Raw genomic sequence first — 20,582 nt, 5'->3', positions numbered from 1 at the left:
GGGTGTATACTTTATTATAGTTTGTCAAAGGAGTGGTATAACATGAGTACATTTTCTAACGAAGAAAAAGTACAGATTTTATCAGATATTGTGGAAATGAACACAGTTAATGATAATGAACTTGAGGTTTGTAAATATCTTCAAAACCTTTTCCAACAACACGGCATTGAGTCTACAATCGATCAAGTAGATGAACGTCGTGCAAATTTAATCGCTGAAATTGGTGACCAAGGACCAGTCATCGGTATTTCAGGTCACATGGATGTTGTATCTGAAGGCGACCGTTCTCAATGGTCATATGAACCATTTAAATTAACTGAAGACAATGGTTTTTTATATGGTAGAGGTGCCGCAGATATGAAATCTGGCCTAGCTGCGCTAGCAATTTCACTTATCGATATTCACAATAGTAATGCATTAACTAATGGTAAAATTAGATTTTTAGCCACTACCGGTGAAGAAATGGAACAATTAGGTTCTCAAAGCTTATACGAAAAAGGTTATATGGATGACGTGGAAGCACTTGTCATTGCTGAACCTTGTCAAGATATGCTCGTATATGCACATAAAGGGTCAATGGACTATCGCATTAAATCTAATGGCGTATCAGCACATAGCTCTATGCCAATTATAGGTAAAAATGCAATCACACCATTACTTAAATTTATTCAAGATATTGATGATGCAGCACAACAAATTTCTAGAGACGTTAAAGGCGAAGCATTTGATTTCTCTAACTTAATTTCAAACTTTAATAAAACATTACCAAGCAACGTTACTAAAGACGATGTTGAAGATGTTTTAAGTGGTTTAGTAATAAGCAATACGTTAATTAACGGTGGCGTACAAGTCAACTCAGTCCCTGAAACAGCTACTGCAGACTTTAATATTCGTACTATTCCTGAATATGATAACAATCAAGTTAAATCATTATTCAATGAAACTTTATCTAAACACAATGAAAATGGTGGTTCTTTAGAAAGTGATCTTTATTTAGATTTAGACCCTGTATTAACAACAGGCAAAAACTCATTAATCGATACCGCTAAATCAATTGGTGATCGTTTATTCAATAGAGATTTTATAGCATCACCTACTGTTGCTGTAACAGACGCATCTAACTTACTAAAAAGTAAAGATGAATCTTTCCCATTATTAGTATTTGGCCCTGGTGAAAACCCTCACCAATTAGATGAATGTGTGAGCAAAGAAAAATATTTACAATTTATTGATTTCTATAAAGAACTTTTAACAAATTATACAAAATAATACGGCTTTATAGTGCAAAAAGAGGTTAAGTCCTGACGCGTTGACGTCGCAACTTAACCTCTTTTTTAATAAATTGTAGTACCAACAGATTGACCTTCATGCACTTTTTGAACAATATGCTGTTCTGAACCTGCAGCAATTATCACCTTTGTACATCCATTATTAATGGCTAATACTGCATCTTGTACTTTAGGTATCATGCCACCATATATATGATTTTCTGCAATATATCTTTTTATATCATTTTCACAAAGAGAATGTTGCACTTGATCTTCTATTAAGACGCCAGGAATATCGCTTAATATATATAACGGAGCAGCTAACGCTTCTGCTACTTTATACGCTAATGTATCAGCATTAATATTATATTGTTGCGTAGTTCCTTGTTTTAAACCAATAGACGCAATCACAGGAATATAATGAGCAGTTAAGTGACTCAATAATTCTGTATTGATAAATGTAGGTGTTCCTACAAAACCATACTTTTTATCAAGTGGTTCAATATCGAAAAATTGTGCATCCATACCATTTATTCCTATTGCACTTCGACCTTTTTTGTTTAACTTAGTTACAATCTGAGGATTAACTTTTCCAATCAATGTTTGGCAAGTAACATCTAACACTTGCTCTGATGTCACTCTTAAACCATCTTTAAATTCAGGTTCAACGTTATAATGACTCAATGCCTCATTGATAAATGGTCCACCACCATGAACGATAATCGGTTTATAACCTTGTTCTTTTAATTTATAAATATCGTCAATAATTGAATCATCTAAATTCGTTAATGTACTACCGCCAATTTTTATCACTATATAACTCATAAAGATTCTCCTTTACGTTCTATACGATGCATTTATACGTACGTAATCGTATGACAAGTCACAACCATATGCTACCGCTTGACCTTCACCCTTACCTACTTGAGCACTAATAGCTATATTGTCTTCACTCAAACGCTTTTTCATCTCTTCTTCGTCAAATGATAAAAACACGCCTTTATCAACGACTGGAAGACCACATAACGTTACAAAGGTTTCATTAGGATCAACCAATTCTGACGCATATCCTATCGCAGCTACAATACGACCGAAATTGGCATCCTCGCCATGGATAGCCGTTTTAACTAAATTAGAAGACACTATACTTTTAGCTATTTTACGTGCTTCTTCTATATTTTCTGCTCCAGTCACTTTAGAAGTAACTAATTTAGTTGCACCTTCGCCATCTTTAGCTATAGATTTAGCTAAAGTGTTACAAACATACTTCACTGCAGCTACAAAAGCTTGCCAATTTGGATGCTTTTCATCTAATTCATTATGATTAACTTGGCCATTAGCCATAAATAATACCATGTCATTTGTACTACAATCTCCATCCACAGTAATCATATTAAAAGAAGAATCAACCGCAGATTTTAATACTTGTTGTAACTTCGAAGAAGCTATATTTGCATCAGTAGTTATAAACCCAAGCATGGTAGCCATATTTGGATGGATCATGCCTGAACCTTTTGCCGTTCCACCTATAGTAACCTTTTGGCCATCAATGTCTACTTCAACAGCAACATGTTTTGGAAATAAATCAGTAGTTAATATAGCTTTATTAAAGTTTTCACCATAGTTATATTGCTCTTCGAGTACATGTTCGGCACCGTATTGAATTTTATCCATTGGTAAGAAATCACCTATCACGCCTGTCGAAGCAACGCCAACGTTATTATTCACAATGTTTAATTTTTGTGCCACCCAACTTTGCATATCTTGCGCATCTTTAATACCTTGTTCTCCAGTACACGCATTAGCAATTGCAGAATTAACAACAATTGCTTGTAATGTATTATTAACGGCAATACTGTCTTGAGTTAATTTTAATGGGGCAGCTTTGAATCGATTTAAAGTATAAACACCAGCTGCCTGTGCCTCTGTCGTCGAATATATCCAACCAAAATCATGTTTACTTTTTCTTAATCCTGTATGTAAACCACCAGAAATAAAACCTAATGGCGAACTTACATCTCCAGATTGATCTATTTTAAACTTACTTTCTTCGTCTACTTTTTGTATATCTTGCATCCCATCTCTCCAATCTTTAAGGATAAACTGGTAATTGGTTTAATCCAGTCATCTGTTCTAAATTAAATAGCTTGTTTAAATTTTGAATCGCTTGACCGCTTGCGCCTTTGACTAAATTATCAATAACCGACACGATGATTGCTTGGTTATTCGTTTCATCTACATACACGCCAATGTCGCAATAGTTACTACCATAAACTTCTTTTGTTTTTGGGAATTCTCCAATATTTCTAATTCTGACAAAATCAGCATTATTATATTTATCTTGATACAAGTTGTATAGTGCTTCGACTGTCATATCTTTATTTAAATTTACGTATATAGTAGCTAAAATACCTCTCGTCACAGGTATTAAATGCGGTGTAAATGTCACACCAACATGCTGTCCTGCAATTTCAGATAAATATTGTTCAATTTCGGGCTTATGCTTATGTTTACCTATCGCATAGGCACTTAAATTTTCATTCATTTCGGCATAATGGACATGTTGCGCTAATGATCTTCCTGCACCTGATACGCCAGTTTTAGCATCAACAATAATAGATTTTAAATCGATTAATTGTTCTTCAACTAAAGGATGTAACCCTAATAAAGTGGCAGTCGGGAAACAGCCGGGATTCGCAATAAGATTCGCTTCATTTGTTGAAGACCATTCTGCGATACTATAATTCGCTTCATCTAATAATGTTTGGGACGCTGCTTCTTCACCATAAAATTGTTTGTATAAATCACGATCTTTTAATCTGAAATCACCAGATAAATCAATAACTTTAATCCCTTGTTCTAAAAAGTGAGGGGCAAGATGTTTACTTACGTTTGATGGTGTAGCGAAAAATACAACGTCACAATCCACATCAGTATCATCAATAGATACAAATTGATATGTTAAATGATTTAAATGCGGAAATGTATGACTTACTGGTTCGTCAGCTTTTGAATGTGAGAAGATGTATTTAATTGTCACTTCTGGGTGATGTTGTAATAAACGGATTAATTCAACGGCACCATATCCGCTACCACCTACTATGCCAACTTCAATCATTTCATTCATCCCTTTCAGAATATTCGGTCTTTTTAATTTATTTTTTTAGTACGTTTGTTATTACTTCAACTACTTTATTGATTTCTTCTTCACTAATAACTAATGGCGGAGCTATTCTAATAATATTACCTTGCGTTTCTTTACATAACACGCCTTGATCAATCATTTCTAAACAATATGGTTGAGCATTTTCATTAAGTTCAATACCGATAAATAAACCCCTACCTCTAACATCTGTAATCAAATCACTATCGATGAGTTGTAATTGATTCAGTAATTTTTGACCTAATTCAGCCGAGCGATTAATTAAATCTTCATCAACGAGTACATCAAGTGCTGCCATTGATACTGCACATGCTAATGGGTTACCACCGAATGTCGAGCCATGTGTACCTGGTGTTAATACTTCCATAATTTCTTTATTAGCTAACACTGCTGAGATAGGATAAAGTCCGCCACCTAAAGATTTACCGAGTAAATATATATCAGCTTCTACACCTTCCCATTCTGTTGCAAGCATTTTACCAGTTCGACCTAAACCAACTTGAATTTCATCGGCGATAAATAAAATATTATGCTCATCACATAATGCTCTAACTGTTTCAATAAAATAATCTGGCGGTATATTAACGCCACCCTCACCTTGAATCGGTTCTAATATAATAGCAGTCGTTTTGTTGTTAATTAATGACTTTAAATGTTCAACATCACCAAAATCGATATAATGTATATTATCAAGTAAGGGGCCAAAACCTTGCTTATAACTATCTTGCGAAGACAATGATAATGCGCCTAATGTACGCCCATGGAAATTACCATTCATAGCAATTATCTCAGTTTCATTTTCAGGAATTTCCTTAACATCAGTTCCCCATTTACGCGCAATCTTAATAGCTGTTTCTATCGCTTCTGTTCCGGTATTCATCGGTAACACTTTATCTTTATTAGTTAATTTACAAATTTTTTCTTCCCATTGTCCTAAATTTTCACTATATAGCGCTCGTGAAATCATTGTTATTTTTTGGCTTTGTTGTTGAAAAGCTTCAATGATCTTAGGATGACAATGACCATGGTTTACTACTGAAAAACCAGATATACAATCAATGTATTCTTTACCATCGATATCCCAAACTTTAGAGCCTTTACCTTCGCTTAGTACTAATTTTGTCGGACTATAGTTGATTGAACTATATAAATCTGTATGTGCGATTAAATCGTTCATCATAACCCTCTTCCTTTTAATTATTTATTCTGAAATTTGAATTAATATTCGTTATCATACACCTCATTTTTTAATAAGTCAAACATGTTTTTGATATTTTTCATTCTTTTTTCAATTTCTAAAAATACCTAGAAAGCAACATTTTTATTTAAGATTGTATGTTTAAAAATAATATTGAACACCAAATGTTTATTGAATATGATATGCATAATTTATGCAATTACATACAAACATATTGTATGTACGCTGTATCATATACATTTTTGGAAATTATTAAAAAAAGTACCAACGAGCATTAATGCCCACTGGTACTTTTTACTATTCAATATTGATTAAGCTTTTGCTTCATTATTTTCTTCTTCTATAGCACGTTGTTCATCTAAGTCTTGCTTCATATCTTTATTGATTTTCTTAGCACGTTTAAAGTAGATACTTTCGAAATGACTGATTGTACCTAATTTATAGAATATAAGTGCAACAATAGCCACCACTAAGAAATCATATGGATAATGTATTAAGTTCATACCATTAAATTCCTTACTACCAATAAATGATAGTAATGAAAGTGCAATTAAGTAGATAATAATCCATAAACTACCGCCGACTTGTTTTTTAGTGTTTTTCCAATTCATTTTATATTCATAGAAGAAATAAACTGGTAAACCTAAAATGATAATAAATATAACTTCAGCAGTCGTTGGCCACTTCGCCCAATAAATCGTTAATGAAGCGAGTACGAATGAGAATGGCGCCATAAATTTCAACATGTTTGCTCGGAATGGTCTATGCATTTTTGGTCCCATTTTACGTAAAGCAATAACCGTCGTTGGTCCAGTTAAATAAGCAACCAATGTGGAAGTTGAAATAACACTCGCTAATACTGCCCAATCACGGAATAACGATACCATTACCATACTAATAATTGCATTAAAGATAATAGCAATACGAGGAATTTGATATTTTTTATTTATTTTACCTAAAAATTTTGGAATATGGTTATTTTGTTCCATTGCTTGCAATACACGTCCTGTAACGGCAACAAATGATACACCTGTACCAAATGGAGACACGAACGCTTCGATATATAACAAGATTGCTAACCAGTTTAAACTTAGTAAAATAGCAATGTCAGCGAATGGAGAGTTAAAGTTAATACCTGACCAACCATGATCATGGATCATTGATGATGGCATAGCAGTGATAAACGTACTCTGTAAAATAATGTATAATACAGCACTTAACGTTAATGATATTGCAATACCACGTGCAATATTTTTATCAGGTTTTGTAATTTCAGAACCCATATTAATGATTGTTTGGAATGCATTAAATGAGAAAATTATACCTGAAGCAGTTGTAGCTGCAAAAATAGGTGCACTACCATATGGCATAAATGTACTTGCTGTATGACCATAGTTACCTGTATCGAAACTAGAAATCATTAACATGATAATAGTTAAACAAGGTACACCTAATTTGAAGATTGAAATTAAACTTGTAAATGAAGTTAATAATTTAACTGACCAATAGTTTAATAATGAAAAGATAATAATAATAACAAATGTTGCTAATAAACCGATGTTACTAATCGATCCACCTGCCATTAGATGGTGCATAGGTTTCGCCCAATCCCAAGGCCATGAGCTCATATATTGAACTGCTGATACAGCCTCAATAGGAATAATCGTTACAAGTGAAACCCAATTTGCCCACGCGGCAATGAACCCTAATAAAGAGCCGTGGGTATATTGTGCATAGTTACTCATACCACCAGATTGTGGGAACATTGTACCTATTTCAATGTAGTTATAAGCTATCGTTCCGATAACAATAAAACCAATAACCCATGAAATAATTGCGGCAGGCCCAGCTAATGATGAAGCCTCCCATGCCCCAAACAACCAACCTGAACCTATTAGTGAACCTAAACCTAATAGCACAAGTTGTGGCAGATTAATCTTGCTATTCGTTTCTTTTTTATCCATAAAAACCCCTACTCTTTTCGTCTTTAAAAAACCGAAATTTTAAGTTGTACAACAACTATATTCAATTTATTGTATAGTCTGTTATTATACGCATATTTACAAATCAGTCAAATTGAAATTCGATATAACATTTTTTGTATTTTAATACATTATATAAGCGTTATTTGCATATTTGTCATTGTAAAGTAAATGAACTCTCAGCCGTTTGATTTGTAGTAATATAGCAATTTCTAATGTAACTTATTTATTCATTTAACGGATAAAATTACTATAAGAAATTTTAAGTAAAACACTTCTACAAATCGCACTACATCAGTATTTAATAGTATTTTAAAAGTTCCAAAAAATATTGTTGTAATTGTACACCTTTACTTATTTTTTTCTTTAATATAGTGAAATTTTGCTATTACGCCCTTCTTTCAACCTTATCCGTAACACTTTTTCATGTAACTCAAATACCAAGAAGTCATGGTAACATTAAATTTAAATTTTTAACACCTATTAATATGAATACATGTAAATACAAAAAAGCCTATATTTGCACAAGCAATAACTTGCACAAATATAGACTTACTACTCAAAATTTAATTATTATTCTTTATCCCACCATAATGCGTCTTTCGGATTTCTAATTACCTCTTCATAATCCGAACGATTTTCGACATTTGGGTAAGCACCTCTTAAAGACTTGTTTGAAGTAGACTTGAACATAAAGGCAAATATAATCAAACCTACAACGTTTATAAACATTAAATAGTATGAAGGTGCGATTTTTTGACCCGTTGTACTTACTAGTGTAGAAAGAATAAACGGCGTTAAACCTCCAAACACTGCAGCACCAATGTTATATACTAATGATAATGTTCTTAATCTTACTTTTGTATGGAACATACTAGGTAAGACAGAAGGCATAACACCTTCAAATGTTGACATAAATAACGCAATGATAAACAGCCCTATAATAACTACTGGTATAGACGGTATACTCATTAAGTAAAATGCTAAAATTGAAAATAAACTAAATCCTACTAAGCCAAACATAGTCGCTCGTTTATTACCAATTTTATCACTATACCAACCAAAGAAGAACACTGCTGGAATCATTACGGCCATTGTAATCGTACTTAAGATAGAACTCGTTGTGCCACCAAGGTTAAGTGTACTATTTAAGAACGATGGCATAAATGATAACACCATGTAGTTAGCTACATTTAAAAACGCTACTCCTGTAAAACAAACTAATACGTCTTTCCAATAATATTTAAAAATATCTATATATGAATATTCTAGTTCTTCTTTCTCTTCTAATGTTGATTCATAAGCTGGACTTTCATCTAAAGTAGAACGTAAGAAAAGACCAATAATACCTAATGGCGCTGCAATAATAAATGGTATTCTCCAACCCCAATCTTGCATTTGCTGATCATTTAATAGTGAGTACATTATACCAGCCAATATAGCCGCCATAATACTACCACTAAGCGTACCAATCTCTAGACCACTACCTAATTTACCTCGCGTTTTATCTGGAGATGTTTCGGCTATATATGTCATTGCACCGGCATATTCACCACCAGTAGAGAATGATTGAATCATTCTAACTATGAGCAACAATATTGGCGCCCATATACCTATGTGTTGTTGAGTTGGTAATAAACCTAAAGCTAGCGTAGACAACGCCATAAGTATAATCGTTGTCGCTAAAACTAATTTTCTACCATGTTTATCCCCTAGATGACTGAAAAATATGCCGCCCAAAGGTCTGACTATAAACGCAAACGCAAAAACTGCGAATGTTGATGCCATTTGAATTTCCTGTGGCATATTTCCAAAGAAATTGTGACTTAAAATAACTGCTAATTGTGCATACAATCCAAAGTCAAACCACTCAATGGCATTACCTATCCCTGTAGCAACGACACTTTTAGTAGTCTTCTCTGAATCGACGTAATTAACATGTTCCTTTTTAAATTTCACATTAATACACCCCTTATTTGTATCTATTTAAACACATAACCTATTAAAGTTTTAATAAACAAATTATTGCCAAAAGAAACAATTTAATTTTACAGATATTTTATTAAATGTAGTTCCGCATGATTATTTAATTTCCCTATGAATTTTATATTTAAAATAAAGTTTTTATAGTTTTTCTACTCATTATAATAATTATAATGAGTACTTTATATATTGTTTAAATTTATTTTGCATACTTTTTAATATTGCATAAAATGTAGTATAATTCGTCTGAGATTCTATTAAATCAAATACGATTAGTTATTTAGAAATATCTAAAATGTATTAGAGACGAGGATGTATGCAAGTGCCTATTAAAAATAATTTAAAAAAAGTAAAAAACATTATGAAACTACCTGGGGCTTACTACTCATATAAGACGCATAAAGGAACTACAGATGATGCAATTAAATATGATAGTTTGAAAAATTTATACCCCTTATTAAAGAAACAAGCGGGCTATTATGCTGAACTTTCACAACTAGCATTTAATCAACAAAAATGGAAAGAAGCATTGCATTATATTAATAAGGCAATAGATCACGAAACTAAAGAACAGCAACATTTATTTTATAAACACAAGGCCTTTATTTTTGAACAACTAAATAATAAAGACCAATTTATAAAATGGTTAGAAGAATACTTGAAGTTTCACCCTCAAGATAGTCAATCTTTATTAAAATTAGCACAAACACATTTAAAACTTCATAATACTAAAACGGCGGTTAGTTATTTATCTCAATATTTAACACAACACCCTAACGACTATGATTTAAATTTAGAAATAGCGCATTATTACTTAAAACTAAAACAATATAATGAAGCTATTCAACATGCTAACCATTATTTAAAACGTTTCACAGCAAATTCTGATGCCTTATTATTAATCATTGATGCTTATAAAAAGAATAAACAATATAACAAAGCAGTACCTTATATAAAAACATATTTAGCATCACATCCGACTGATGTCGTAAAATCATACCAATTGGCAGTACATTTAGAACAACAGAATGACTATCAAGAAGCCGTTGAATATTATAAACACACGATTCATAACAATGTAGATCAGTATTCATCAAGAGAACTGGCAACTATCAATTATGAACTCGGACTTATTCAACTTAAATTAAATGACACAAATGCTGCTAATCATCACTTTAATGAAGCAGTATATTTAAGTGATAACGACAAAGCACATATTTGGGGCGTTGGTGTTATTCATGAACAACATAAACATTGGCAATTAGCAATTGATGCCTTTATTAAGCAATTGGATTTGTTACCTGATGATGCCAATTTAATTTACGAAATAGGATTACTTTATAGAAAGTTAAAACAACCTCAAAATGCGATTCACTATTTTGAACAAGCCTTACAAAGAGATAAAGTATTATCGCCATGGCATTACAATTTAGCGGTTAGTTATGAAGATATTGGTGATTTTAAAAATGCAGAAAGATGGTTTGAAAGTGCTATAGATCGTCAACAAACACATCGACCTGGTAATTACCGTAAACTCGCACGCATTTACAATAAATTAGGTAAATACGACCAAGCATTAGCATCTTATAATGAGGCTGAGCTTTTCAGTATGCCAAGTAACATGGGTAAAGCAACCTACGATAAAAATATTAAAAAATTATCTATTCGCTACGGTATTAGTTACAATCACTACAATGTCGATGACAAAATGGTTTTCTATGAAAGTTTAAGTGGTGCACGTGTAATGTGTAATCCAGCTGGCGTTTTTGATTATGTATTAGAACATAAAGACTTTGAAGATTTCACCCATGTATGGGTAGTAAATAACTTTAATAACATTCCAAAAATGCTGAGAAACAAAGATAACATTATCTTTGTAAAACGTAATTCAGACGCTTATTTTAAATATATTTCTACAGCTAAATACCTGATTTGCAACTCGACATTTAGCGATTTTATTACACGTAAGCCTGAACAAAAATATTTACAAACGACGCATGGTGTCTTTTATAAAACTGTTGGTCGCGATAGCGCTGGTACACAACTAGGTGTCGCTGGTAGTACGAGAAACCTTTTACAAGCTACACATATCCTGTCACCGAATGACTTCATGGTAGGAAAACAAAAATCAGCTTATTCTATTGAAGGTATTTATGCTGGGGAAATGGCTAAAGCAGGCTATCCTCGTATCGACGTAACGTTAAATGCAAGTGCAGAATTACAAGAATATATGAAAAATCATATTAATAATTTAGATAAAACTAAAAAAATTGTCTTATATGCACCGACATGGCGTGGTGAAAATAAAAAAGGCAACAGCTTCGATACAGACAAACTCGTGCATGACTTATCACAATTGGCTAAATTAGATGCCAATATATTATTCCGTGGTCATACTATCACGCAAGGATTGTTAAAAAATATAAAACTTCCTGAAAATATTATTTTGCCGCCGAACGACATAGCAACGAATGAATTATTAAACATTACGGACGTAATTATTTCTGATTACTCTAGTGTATTCTTTGATTTTATACCAACCGAACGACCTATCGTTCACTATATTTATGACATAGACGACTACGTTGCTTCAAGAGGGTTAAATTTATCTACTGATGAATTACCTGGATTTATTGCTAAGAATACAGAACAACTTGTGAAAGCCGTTCAAAGAGGTTTAGATGACCCTACGCCTTCTTCACAATATTTGGCGGCTAAAGATAAATTCTGTCCTTTAGATCATGGGCATTCAGGCGAAGCTGTCGCAAAATGGTTCTTTTATGGAGATACAAGCCAAGTAGAAATTATAAAAGAGAGCAATTATCAACAACACGACTTGTATTTAGGTGGTACATTCTCGGATAGTACTGTATTACCTCAATTTGTAAATGACGTAAATAATAATATTGCTAATCACCATAGTGTGTCAGTGATGTTAAAGAAACAAGTTGCTGAAGACACTGAAAAATTTAAGTACATGCAACAATTAGACGACTCGGTTAATTTCTTAGCTCACGCAGGACCTATGCCAATGACATTAAAAGAAATGATGGCAATTACCGACCTCAGTAAAGACGAAGTTTATCACAATGCTTCTATGAAACAAGCACGTCAAACAGCTTATGAAAGAGAAGCGCGCCGTTTATTTGGAGATAGTACTTTCGATTACGTAGAGAACTTAGAACAAACATCGCCATATTGGCAAGGTATCACTGAAATTATGACTAATAGAAATAAATAATATTTAAAAGTCTGAAACTGTATTAAGTTTCAGGCTTTTATTTATTGTTTCGTAATTTTCGAAAAAACGTCATGCTATAATAAAATTATAAACAACAACTTGAGGGAGGATTTATATATGCAGCAGATCTATTTCAACCACGATGGTGGCGTAGATGATTTAATTTCGCTCTTTTTATTATTACAAATGGAGAATGTTGAACTTATAGGAGTAAGTGCTATTGGTGCCGATAGTTATGTTGAACCTGCTACGAGTGCCTCACAGAAAATTATAAATCGCTTTGGCCACGATATATTAGACGTGGCTGCTTCTACCGAACGAGGCAAGAATCCTTTTCCTAAAGAATGGCGAATGCATGCTTTTTTCATGGATGCATTACCTATTTTAAACGAATCGACTAATACATTATCATCTCAAACAACGCATAGTGCAGCAGAAGATATTGTTCAAAAGTTACAACAATCGGCTAATAAAGTTACATTATTATTTACCGGTCCACTGACAGATTTAGCAAAGGCTTTAACAATAGCACCTTCTATTGAAGATAAAATTGACCGCTTGGTATGGATGGGTGGTACATTTTTAAATAAAGGAAACGTTGAAGAACCAGAACATGATGGCTCTGCTGAATGGAACGCATTTTGGGATCCAGAAGCAGTGGCAACTGTTTTTAACACTAAGATACAAATTGATATGATTGCGTTAGAAAGTACGAACCAGGTACCTTTAACGTGGCAAGTAAGACAGATGTGGGCACAAGAACGACATCATATCGGCGTTGATTTCTTAGGTGTTAGTTATGCTGCTGTGCCACCACTTACACATTTCCAAACCAATTCGACTTATTTCTTATGGGATGTATTAACTACTGCTTATGTAGGTAAACCTGACCTTGTAAAACAACAACAAGTGAAAGCCTCTGTCATAACTAACGGGCCTAGCCAAGGCAAAACTTATATAGACGACAGTCATGGACGTTACATAAATGTAGTTAATCATGTAGAACATGATGCATTTTTTAATTATATTACGTCATTAGCTAAAAAAGTCCTCCATTGATAAGCAAAAAAACAGCCTGAGACATTAAAGTGTCTTCAGGCTCTAATTTTTTCATTGGCAGTAGATGACTGAATTGAAAATACGCTTATATCAAGATTTTTTCAACTCTAGTCATCCTTGCCGGGGTAGGACTACAAAATCTTCTTATAAAAATAAGATTTCTGTCCCGCTCCCTTTGTTATAGTTAGTTATAACACAATTTCATTTTCACGCTCGTGTATCATTTGCGTTATAGCATTATGTTCATCCATGACTGCTACTTTTGGTGTATGATTGCTTAATTCTTCTTCGTTCAATTGTACATATGTCATGATAATAAGTACATCATCAACTTCTACTAATCTTGAGGCTGCACCATTTAAACAAATTTTTCCGCTACCACGTTCACCTTCAATAACGTATGTTTCAAAACGTGCGCCATTATTATTATTAACAATCGCTACTTTTTCATTGGGTAAAATGTCCACCGCTTCTAAAATATCTTTATCAATTGTAATACTACCTACATAGTTTAAATTGGATTCTGTTACTCTTGCTCTATGAATCTTTGCATTCATCATTGTTCTAATCATATTAGTTATCTCCTATTATAACGTTATCTATTAATCTAGCTTGTGAAAATTTTACTGCCAACGATATAAATATTCTACCTGAAATAAGCTGTTGTTCAATTAATTCAGGATAACTATATACCGCAACCTCTTCGATATGGCCACTTGTATTTTGTGTTAAATAATTTTTAATTTCAGCTATAATTGTATCACTGTTGCGCTCACCGTTTTGAAATAAACGTTCGGCTAGTTTTAAACTTTGATACAAATGTGGTGCCTCTTTACGTTCCTTATCAGTCAAATATACATTACGTGAGCTTTTAGCAAGACCATCCGTTTCTCTAACTATATCTACGCCACGAATTATAATATTATGATTAAAATCCTCGACCATTTTTTCGACAATCGCTAATTGTTGTGCATCTTTTTTGCCAAAATATGCGACAACCGGCTGTACTATGTTAAACAATTTATTAACCACTGTAACTACTCCGTCAAAATGCCCTGGTCTTTTTTCACCTTCTAATACCGATGCCAATCTACCTACCGTAACGTTAACGTCTATAGCTCCTGGGTACATCTCTTCTGTAGCTGGATAAAATACATAATCTACGCCAACATCCTTAACCATTGCTACGTCTTGTTCGATCTGACGAGGATATGCATCAAAGTCTTCATTTGGACCAAATTGCAACGGATTAACAAACACGCTAATAATTGTAATATCTTGTTCTGCTTTAGATTGTTTCATCATTGTTAAATGACCATCATGTAACGCTCCCATTGTAGGAACAAAACCAATTGTCTTACCTTGTCTTTTAACATTAGAAGTTATCTTTTGCATCTCTGAAATACGAGTAATTACTTCTGTCACTCTGGTGTCACCTCATCCCAAACCTTTTTCTTATATGTGTGTTCAGCTGAAGGGAATACGCCTTCTTTAACCTCTTGATGGTATCGAGACAGTGCATCTATACCAATGCTAAAGTCACCATATTGTTTAACAAATTTTGCTTGTCGTTCAACGCCATAATTTAAAACATCATGGTAAACTAGTACTTGCCCATCAGTACCATTGCCAGCACCAATACCAATGACTGGTATTGTTAACGTTGCACTGATCTTTTGTGCAAGGTCACTTGGTACTGCTTCTAAAACAACCATCACCGCACCGGCTTGTTCCATATTTTTGCAATCTTGTATTAACTTTTCAGCGGCTTCTAAAGTAGCAGCTTGCATTTTATATCCCATAATACCAACACTTTGAGGCGTTAAACCTAAATGTGCCACGACTGGAACACCTATATTACTACAACGCGTGATAAAGGGTGCAATATGCGTTCCTTCAACTTTAATAGCGTTGGCATTACTTTGTTGATATAACTGTTTCGCTAATGATAAATCTTGTGCGTCACTCACACCAACCGTACCAAACGGCATATCTACTACTACAAAAGTATTTGGTGCGCCTCGACGAACTGCTTTACTATGGTGAATCATATCTTCAAGCGTTACTTCAACGGTACTATCGTAACCTAATACAGTCATTCCTAAAGAATCACCAACTAAAATTGTATCTATACTTGCTGCTTCGGCTTGTTTTGCACTTGGGTAGTCATAAGCAGTAATCATTGAAATTTTCTCTTTCTGATCTTTCATTGATAATAATTGACTTAAAGTTTTCAATATTATTCTCCTTATTTGTTATAATATTAGCAATAGTATATAGAATTCATACGAAAAAAGGAAGTACTAAATATGACAAAATTTGCCATTATAGGTCCTGGTGCAGTAGGTTCCACTATCGCTTTTGAGTTACAACAACACTTTAGCGATACGTTACTCTTAGGTAGACAGAACTCAACACTATCATATTACCCAGGAAATCATACGCCTATGCACCAATTACAAGTACAATCTTTAGCAACAACGTCAACAAAAGTTGATGTCTTATTTGTAGCAGTAAAAACATATCAATTAGATACCATTATAGACGATATTAAACGTATTACTCACCAAGATAGCATTATAGTGTTAGCACAAAATGGACGTACAAATATAGAATCATTAGCATTGCCGAACGTCTATCAAGCAGTCGTTTATATTAGTGGTCAGAAAGAGCAAAATACCGTGACTCATTTTAGAGATGAACGTCTACACGTTCAAGATAGCCCAGAGACGCGTGATTTAGCCCAACTATTAGCTCCAACAAACTTAGACTTAAAACTAGAACAACACATAGCAGATACAATTTGGTATAAATTACTCGTTAACTTAGGCATTAATACTGTTACTGCATTAACAAGGTCGACAGCTAAAGTGCTTAAAGATGATAAAGTAAATCACTTATGTCGCCAATTAATCGACGAAGGTGCTCAAATTGCATTAGCAGAAGGCGTGAATTTACCGAAAGATATCGTGACGCAAATCATGACTATTTACGAAGGTTATCCAGACGAAATGGGTACTAGTATGTATTATGATATTAGTGCCGGGAGACCATTAGAAGTAGAAGCGATTCAAGGGTATATTTATCGCACAGGTCAGAAGCATAATTTAGCTATACCAACTATTACGACAACTTATACTTTACTTCATGGTTATTTACACACAAAAAAAAGCTGAGACATTTTTCATGTCCCAGCTTTTTTATCTTTATTAATTTGTTTGTGTCTTGATTTTTTTCAGACCTGGTTTAACGAAACTCATTGCTACAATACCGATAACAGCAGCAATAACTGCTGATACGAACATAGAACCATAACCATAGGCAGATACTAAAATACCTGTTAATGTCGGTGCAATAATTGTCGCAGAGTTTACGAAGAAGTGCATAATACCACCAAATGTACCTGAATTTTTTGGTGCCGTATCGATAACAACTGCCCAATATACCGCATTAGGTAAGAACACACATGCATTACCTAACATCATTAATATTAAAATCAAGGCAATATTGTCAGTAGTTGGAATGATAAGGAAACAAATCGCCGCTAACGTCATTCCAAAAATAGCTAAACCTGATCTTGCGATACGTAAACTACCTGTTTTATGACGTAACCAGTCAGATAATTTACCTCCAAAGTATGCCGTAAATACGGCACCTATCCATGGAATCATACCTAAATACCATAATGAATGGATTTCAAAGTGATACTCATCTTGTAAATATTTAGGCGTCCAAGTTAAGATTAAAAAGTTTATGTATTGGAAACCAAAGTAACCTATCGTGTTGAAAATGAGTGTCGGACTTTTAAAGAAGTGATACCATTTTTCATGGGCATTTTGTTCTGTTTCTACAGTTTTCTCACCTTTAATCGTATCTTCAGTTGAACGAATTTCTTCAATTTCTCTAGCTGATACTTTTTTATTGTCTTCGGGATAGTCTGTAAAGACCTTAGCCCAAATAACAACCCAAATTAATCCTAAAACACCCATTAATATAAATAATACACGCCAGTTTGTAATAGTTAATAATCCTGAAACGATTGGTGCAGTAATCAATGCACCAAGTGGTACCCCTATTAAACCTAAAGCAGAAAGCAAGCCACGCTCTTTAGGTGCTGCCCAGTTAGCATTTGTTTTACTAATTGTTGAAAAGATTGGACCTTCTGCAAAACCAAATATAATTCTTAACATACCGAATCCTGCTAATGCTGAACCACCAAAAATAGCCATACCTAATTCACCTGCAAAAGCCATCGCTATTTCGAATAGTGACCATAATGTTCCAGCAACAATCCATACGAACTTCGGCCCCTTTTTATCAGATAGCACACCACCAAATAGTGAACCTAACATATACCCGTAGCCAAAGTAACCTAGGATAGCTCCCCAAGCAACATTATCAAAGCCAAATTCTTTAATAATATCTTCTTGAGCGTAAGAGATACCTCCGCGGTCAATGTAATTTATCATAGTCATAACAATAATCATAACGATGATAAAATAACGATAATTCTTCATCTTATATTCCCCACCCTTTGAACATATACTTGAATCCTTAAATAATAAAACTTTAACGCTATTTGAAAGCGTTGTCAATTTGATTTTTACCCTGAATTAGTAATATCGAACCCTAACTATTGTTATATCAGCGATGTACCGGTTACCAATTACACAATTTTCTGATAATTTAATTTACGCTTAATCCAACTTAACATCATTATTTAATTATAATTTCAATTGCATCGTTATATTACGCTCTTCAAAACCACAACTTTTATAGAGTTGTTGCGCCTCATTACCAACATAAACATTTAAGCGCACTTTATCATAACCTAACTGTTTAAAATGTTGTTTAGCAAAAGTTATCAATTGTTTACCATAGCCTTGTTTTCTAAATTTAGGCATAACGTACAGTTCATAAATAAAACCATATTTATCGCCTGTTAAATTATCTTCTTTCACAGCTAGCATGGTATATCCTATAAGTTGATTGTCTTCCTTTAAAGCATAATAATGACCACCGTCTTCTAGTGCCATTTGAGATAAATTTTGGATTTCTTCTTTTGTTAATCGATGAGGTACCACAATAGACTCTTCAAAAGCTTTTGTTTGTACTTTATATATTTCATTCAAATCACTTTTAGTAGCTAAATTAATTGGCATCAAGACATTCCTTTCTATATATTGTCATAAAAATCCACAAGTTCAAACGTTTGTCTTTCTCAATTTATTAGTCTAACATATTATAGTTGTTGAGACTTCGAGTAGATAAGGAGATGTTAAAATGGGTAATTCGTCAAATGAACTCACATTTAACAAAAAATTATACCCTCCAATGATACTCGGCTCTATACTCAATCCTATCAATTCTTCCATGATCGCCATAGCTATGATTCCAATAGCACATGCCTTCAATATTCCTTTTTATCAAACGGCATTGCTTGTTACTTCATTATATTTGGCTACGAGTATAGGCCAACCTATTATTGGTAAATTAATAGACGTCTTCGGACCAAAAGGATTATTTCTATTCGCAACTAGCTTAGTTGGTTTAGCAAGTATACTCGCGATTGTGACCCCTTCATTTTACGGACTCGTTTTAGCCCGGTTTTTAATAGGTATTGGTACATGTGCGGGTTACCCTTCAGCCATGTATTTAATTAAATACGAAGGTGAACGCACTGGAAAAGACAGTCCAAGTAGTATACTGACCGTCTTGGCCATTTCCAACCAAACTGTGTCTGTGATTGGCCCTACGTTAGGTGGTTTATTAATTAATTTTGGTGGTTGGGAAGCAATCTTTTTCGTTAATATCCCATTATCAATATTATGTATCATTTTCGGTGTATTATATTTCCCTAAGGTCACACAATCTTTAGGTAAAATTACTGCACTTAGAACTTATATTGATTTTATAGGTATGACATTTTTCACAATCACTTTAGTAACATGGATAATATATTTTACAGAACCATCAATTAAAAACTTATATTTATTAATCATTGGTATAGTTACTTTTATCATTTTCATTTTTGTTGAATTAAAATCTAAAAAGCCATTTATCGATGTTAGATTGTTAGCGCATAATGCTTCATTAAATAATACGTATATACGTTCTACATTAACTCAAACTATTTCTTACAGTGTATTATATGGCTATACACAATGGTTAGAAGAAGGCAGAGGCTTATCTCCTAGTCATGCCGGATTGTTAATGTTACCGATGTTTGTGATTGCAATTATTGCTTCTAAATATACTGGCAGTACATTATCTTCTAAAAATAAACTATATATTGGTACGCTAGCCGGTATTTTTACGATGGTAAGTTTTACTTTAATTAATCCACAAACTTCATTAATAATACTTGTTTTATTAGCTGCATTATTCGGTGTACCTCAAGGATTAATGAACTTAGCTAATCAAAACGCACTTTATCATCAAGCACCAAAAGAAAGTATCGGTATGTCAGCTGGTTTGTTAAGAACATTTATGTACATTGGTGCAATCGTTTCATCTACAGCTAATGGTATCTTCTTTAAAGGTGGAGATATCACAGTAGGGATTCATAATGACGGTATTTTCTGTGCTTCACTTGGCGTTATTGTATTAATTATGACGTTCGTTGACAAACGTTCATTAGCAAAATCTTAATGCTTAAATTTTGGACTCGATTGAATAAGAACTTGTG

General features: G+C 33.5%; 16 protein-coding genes. 5 read left to right on the top strand and 11 right to left on the bottom strand.

Going from position 1 to position 20,582, the window contains the following annotated elements:
• The first annotated feature begins 42 nt into the window (after positions 1 to 42).
• Positions 43 to 1,269 carry an ArgE/DapE family deacylase gene (locus tag C7J89_RS03095; protein ID WP_103295805.1) on the top strand — a complete coding sequence of 409 codons (1,227 nt, stop codon included), beginning with the start codon at positions 43 to 45 and terminating at the stop codon, positions 1,267 to 1,269.
• A 65-nt stretch (positions 1,270 to 1,334) separates the two neighbouring features.
• Here the strand turns inward: C7J89_RS03095 and argB are convergent, their stop codons facing one another.
• The 6 genes from argB to C7J89_RS03065 all read right to left on the bottom strand — a co-directional run bounded on the left by argB (position 1,335) and on the right by C7J89_RS03065 (position 9,570).
• Positions 1,335 to 2,093 (bottom strand): acetylglutamate kinase, encoded by a 759-nt coding sequence (argB, locus tag C7J89_RS03090; RefSeq protein ID WP_103295804.1) that lies wholly within the window; start codon positions 2,091 to 2,093, stop codon positions 1,335 to 1,337.
• Between the two features lie 12 nt (positions 2,094 to 2,105).
• Positions 2,106 to 3,344 (bottom strand): bifunctional ornithine acetyltransferase/N-acetylglutamate synthase, encoded by a 1,239-nt coding sequence (gene argJ, locus C7J89_RS03085; RefSeq protein ID WP_103295803.1) that lies wholly within the window; start codon positions 3,342 to 3,344, stop codon positions 2,106 to 2,108.
• A 16-nt stretch (positions 3,345 to 3,360) separates the two neighbouring features.
• Positions 3,361 to 4,386 carry an N-acetyl-gamma-glutamyl-phosphate reductase gene (gene argC / locus C7J89_RS03080; RefSeq protein ID WP_103295802.1) on the bottom strand — a complete coding sequence of 342 codons (1,026 nt, stop codon included), beginning with the start codon at positions 4,384 to 4,386 and terminating at the stop codon, positions 3,361 to 3,363.
• Between the two features lie 37 nt (positions 4,387 to 4,423).
• Positions 4,424 to 5,608: an ornithine--oxo-acid transaminase gene (rocD, locus tag C7J89_RS03075; RefSeq protein ID WP_103295801.1), complete on the bottom strand. Its 1,185-nt coding sequence runs from the start codon at positions 5,606 to 5,608 to the stop codon at positions 4,424 to 4,426.
• A gap of 332 nt (positions 5,609 to 5,940) precedes the next feature.
• A complete protein-coding gene (locus C7J89_RS03070; protein ID WP_103295800.1) occupies positions 5,941 to 7,593 on the bottom strand; it encodes an APC family permease in 1,653 nt (550 codons plus the stop codon).
• A gap of 591 nt (positions 7,594 to 8,184) precedes the next feature.
• Positions 8,185 to 9,570 carry an MFS transporter gene (locus C7J89_RS03065; protein WP_103295799.1) on the bottom strand — a complete coding sequence of 462 codons (1,386 nt, stop codon included), beginning with the start codon at positions 9,568 to 9,570 and terminating at the stop codon, positions 8,185 to 8,187.
• 346 nt (positions 9,571 to 9,916) lie between these two features.
• Here C7J89_RS03065 and C7J89_RS03060 point away from each other — a divergent pair, with 346 nt between their 5' ends.
• Positions 9,917 to 12,835 (top strand): CDP-glycerol glycerophosphotransferase family protein, encoded by a 2,919-nt coding sequence (locus C7J89_RS03060; RefSeq protein WP_159031767.1) that lies wholly within the window; start codon positions 9,917 to 9,919, stop codon positions 12,833 to 12,835.
• A 117-nt stretch (positions 12,836 to 12,952) separates the two neighbouring features.
• Positions 12,953 to 13,894, top strand: a complete 942-nt coding sequence (locus C7J89_RS03055; protein WP_103296014.1) for a nucleoside hydrolase — start codon at positions 12,953 to 12,955, stop codon at positions 13,892 to 13,894.
• A 188-nt stretch (positions 13,895 to 14,082) separates the two neighbouring features.
• Here the strand turns inward: C7J89_RS03055 and panD are convergent, their stop codons facing one another.
• The 3 genes from panD to panB are packed head-to-tail and all read right to left on the bottom strand — an operon-like array spanning position 14,083 to position 16,131.
• Positions 14,083 to 14,466, bottom strand: coding sequence for an aspartate 1-decarboxylase (panD, locus tag C7J89_RS03050; RefSeq protein WP_103296015.1), 384 nt, complete (start codon positions 14,464 to 14,466; stop codon positions 14,083 to 14,085).
• Position 14,467: 1 nt separating this feature from the next.
• Entirely contained in the window at positions 14,468 to 15,319 is an 852-nt protein-coding gene (gene panC / locus C7J89_RS03045) for a pantoate--beta-alanine ligase (RefSeq protein WP_103296016.1), read from the bottom strand.
• Positions 15,316 to 16,131 (bottom strand): 3-methyl-2-oxobutanoate hydroxymethyltransferase, encoded by an 816-nt coding sequence (gene panB, locus C7J89_RS03040; RefSeq protein WP_103296017.1) that lies wholly within the window; start codon positions 16,129 to 16,131, stop codon positions 15,316 to 15,318. Before panB ends, panC begins: the two co-directional genes overlap by 4 nt.
• A 72-nt stretch (positions 16,132 to 16,203) precedes the next feature.
• Here panB and C7J89_RS03035 point away from each other — a divergent pair, with 72 nt between their 5' ends.
• Positions 16,204 to 17,070: an oxidoreductase gene (locus C7J89_RS03035; protein WP_103296018.1), complete on the top strand. Its 867-nt coding sequence runs from the start codon at positions 16,204 to 16,206 to the stop codon at positions 17,068 to 17,070.
• 33 nt (positions 17,071 to 17,103) lie between these two features.
• Here the strand turns inward: C7J89_RS03035 and C7J89_RS03030 are convergent, their stop codons facing one another.
• Together C7J89_RS03030 and C7J89_RS03025 are read right to left on the bottom strand one after the other, a co-directional pair.
• Positions 17,104 to 18,411 carry an MFS transporter gene (locus C7J89_RS03030; protein ID WP_061853826.1) on the bottom strand — a complete coding sequence of 436 codons (1,308 nt, stop codon included), beginning with the start codon at positions 18,409 to 18,411 and terminating at the stop codon, positions 17,104 to 17,106.
• 207 nt (positions 18,412 to 18,618) lie between these two features.
• The gene (locus C7J89_RS03025; protein ID WP_103296019.1) at positions 18,619 to 19,056 is read right to left on the bottom strand and encodes a GNAT family N-acetyltransferase; all 438 of its coding nucleotides are present in this window, start codon (positions 19,054 to 19,056) and stop codon (positions 18,619 to 18,621) included.
• A 121-nt stretch (positions 19,057 to 19,177) separates the two neighbouring features.
• Between C7J89_RS03025 and C7J89_RS03020 the strand changes: the two genes are divergently transcribed.
• Complete coding sequence (locus tag C7J89_RS03020) at positions 19,178 to 20,545, top strand: MFS transporter (RefSeq protein ID WP_103296020.1); 1,368 nt, start codon at positions 19,178 to 19,180, stop codon at positions 20,543 to 20,545.
• Positions 20,546 to 20,582: the final 37 nt, after the last annotated feature.

It is taken from the genome of Staphylococcus kloosii (assembly GCF_003019255.1).
In the GTDB taxonomy this organism is placed as follows: Bacteria; Bacillota; Bacilli; order Staphylococcales; family Staphylococcaceae; genus Staphylococcus; species Staphylococcus kloosii.
The sequence above is the reverse complement of the archived record's forward strand: the minus strand, read 5'-3'. Positions and strand labels throughout refer to the sequence as shown.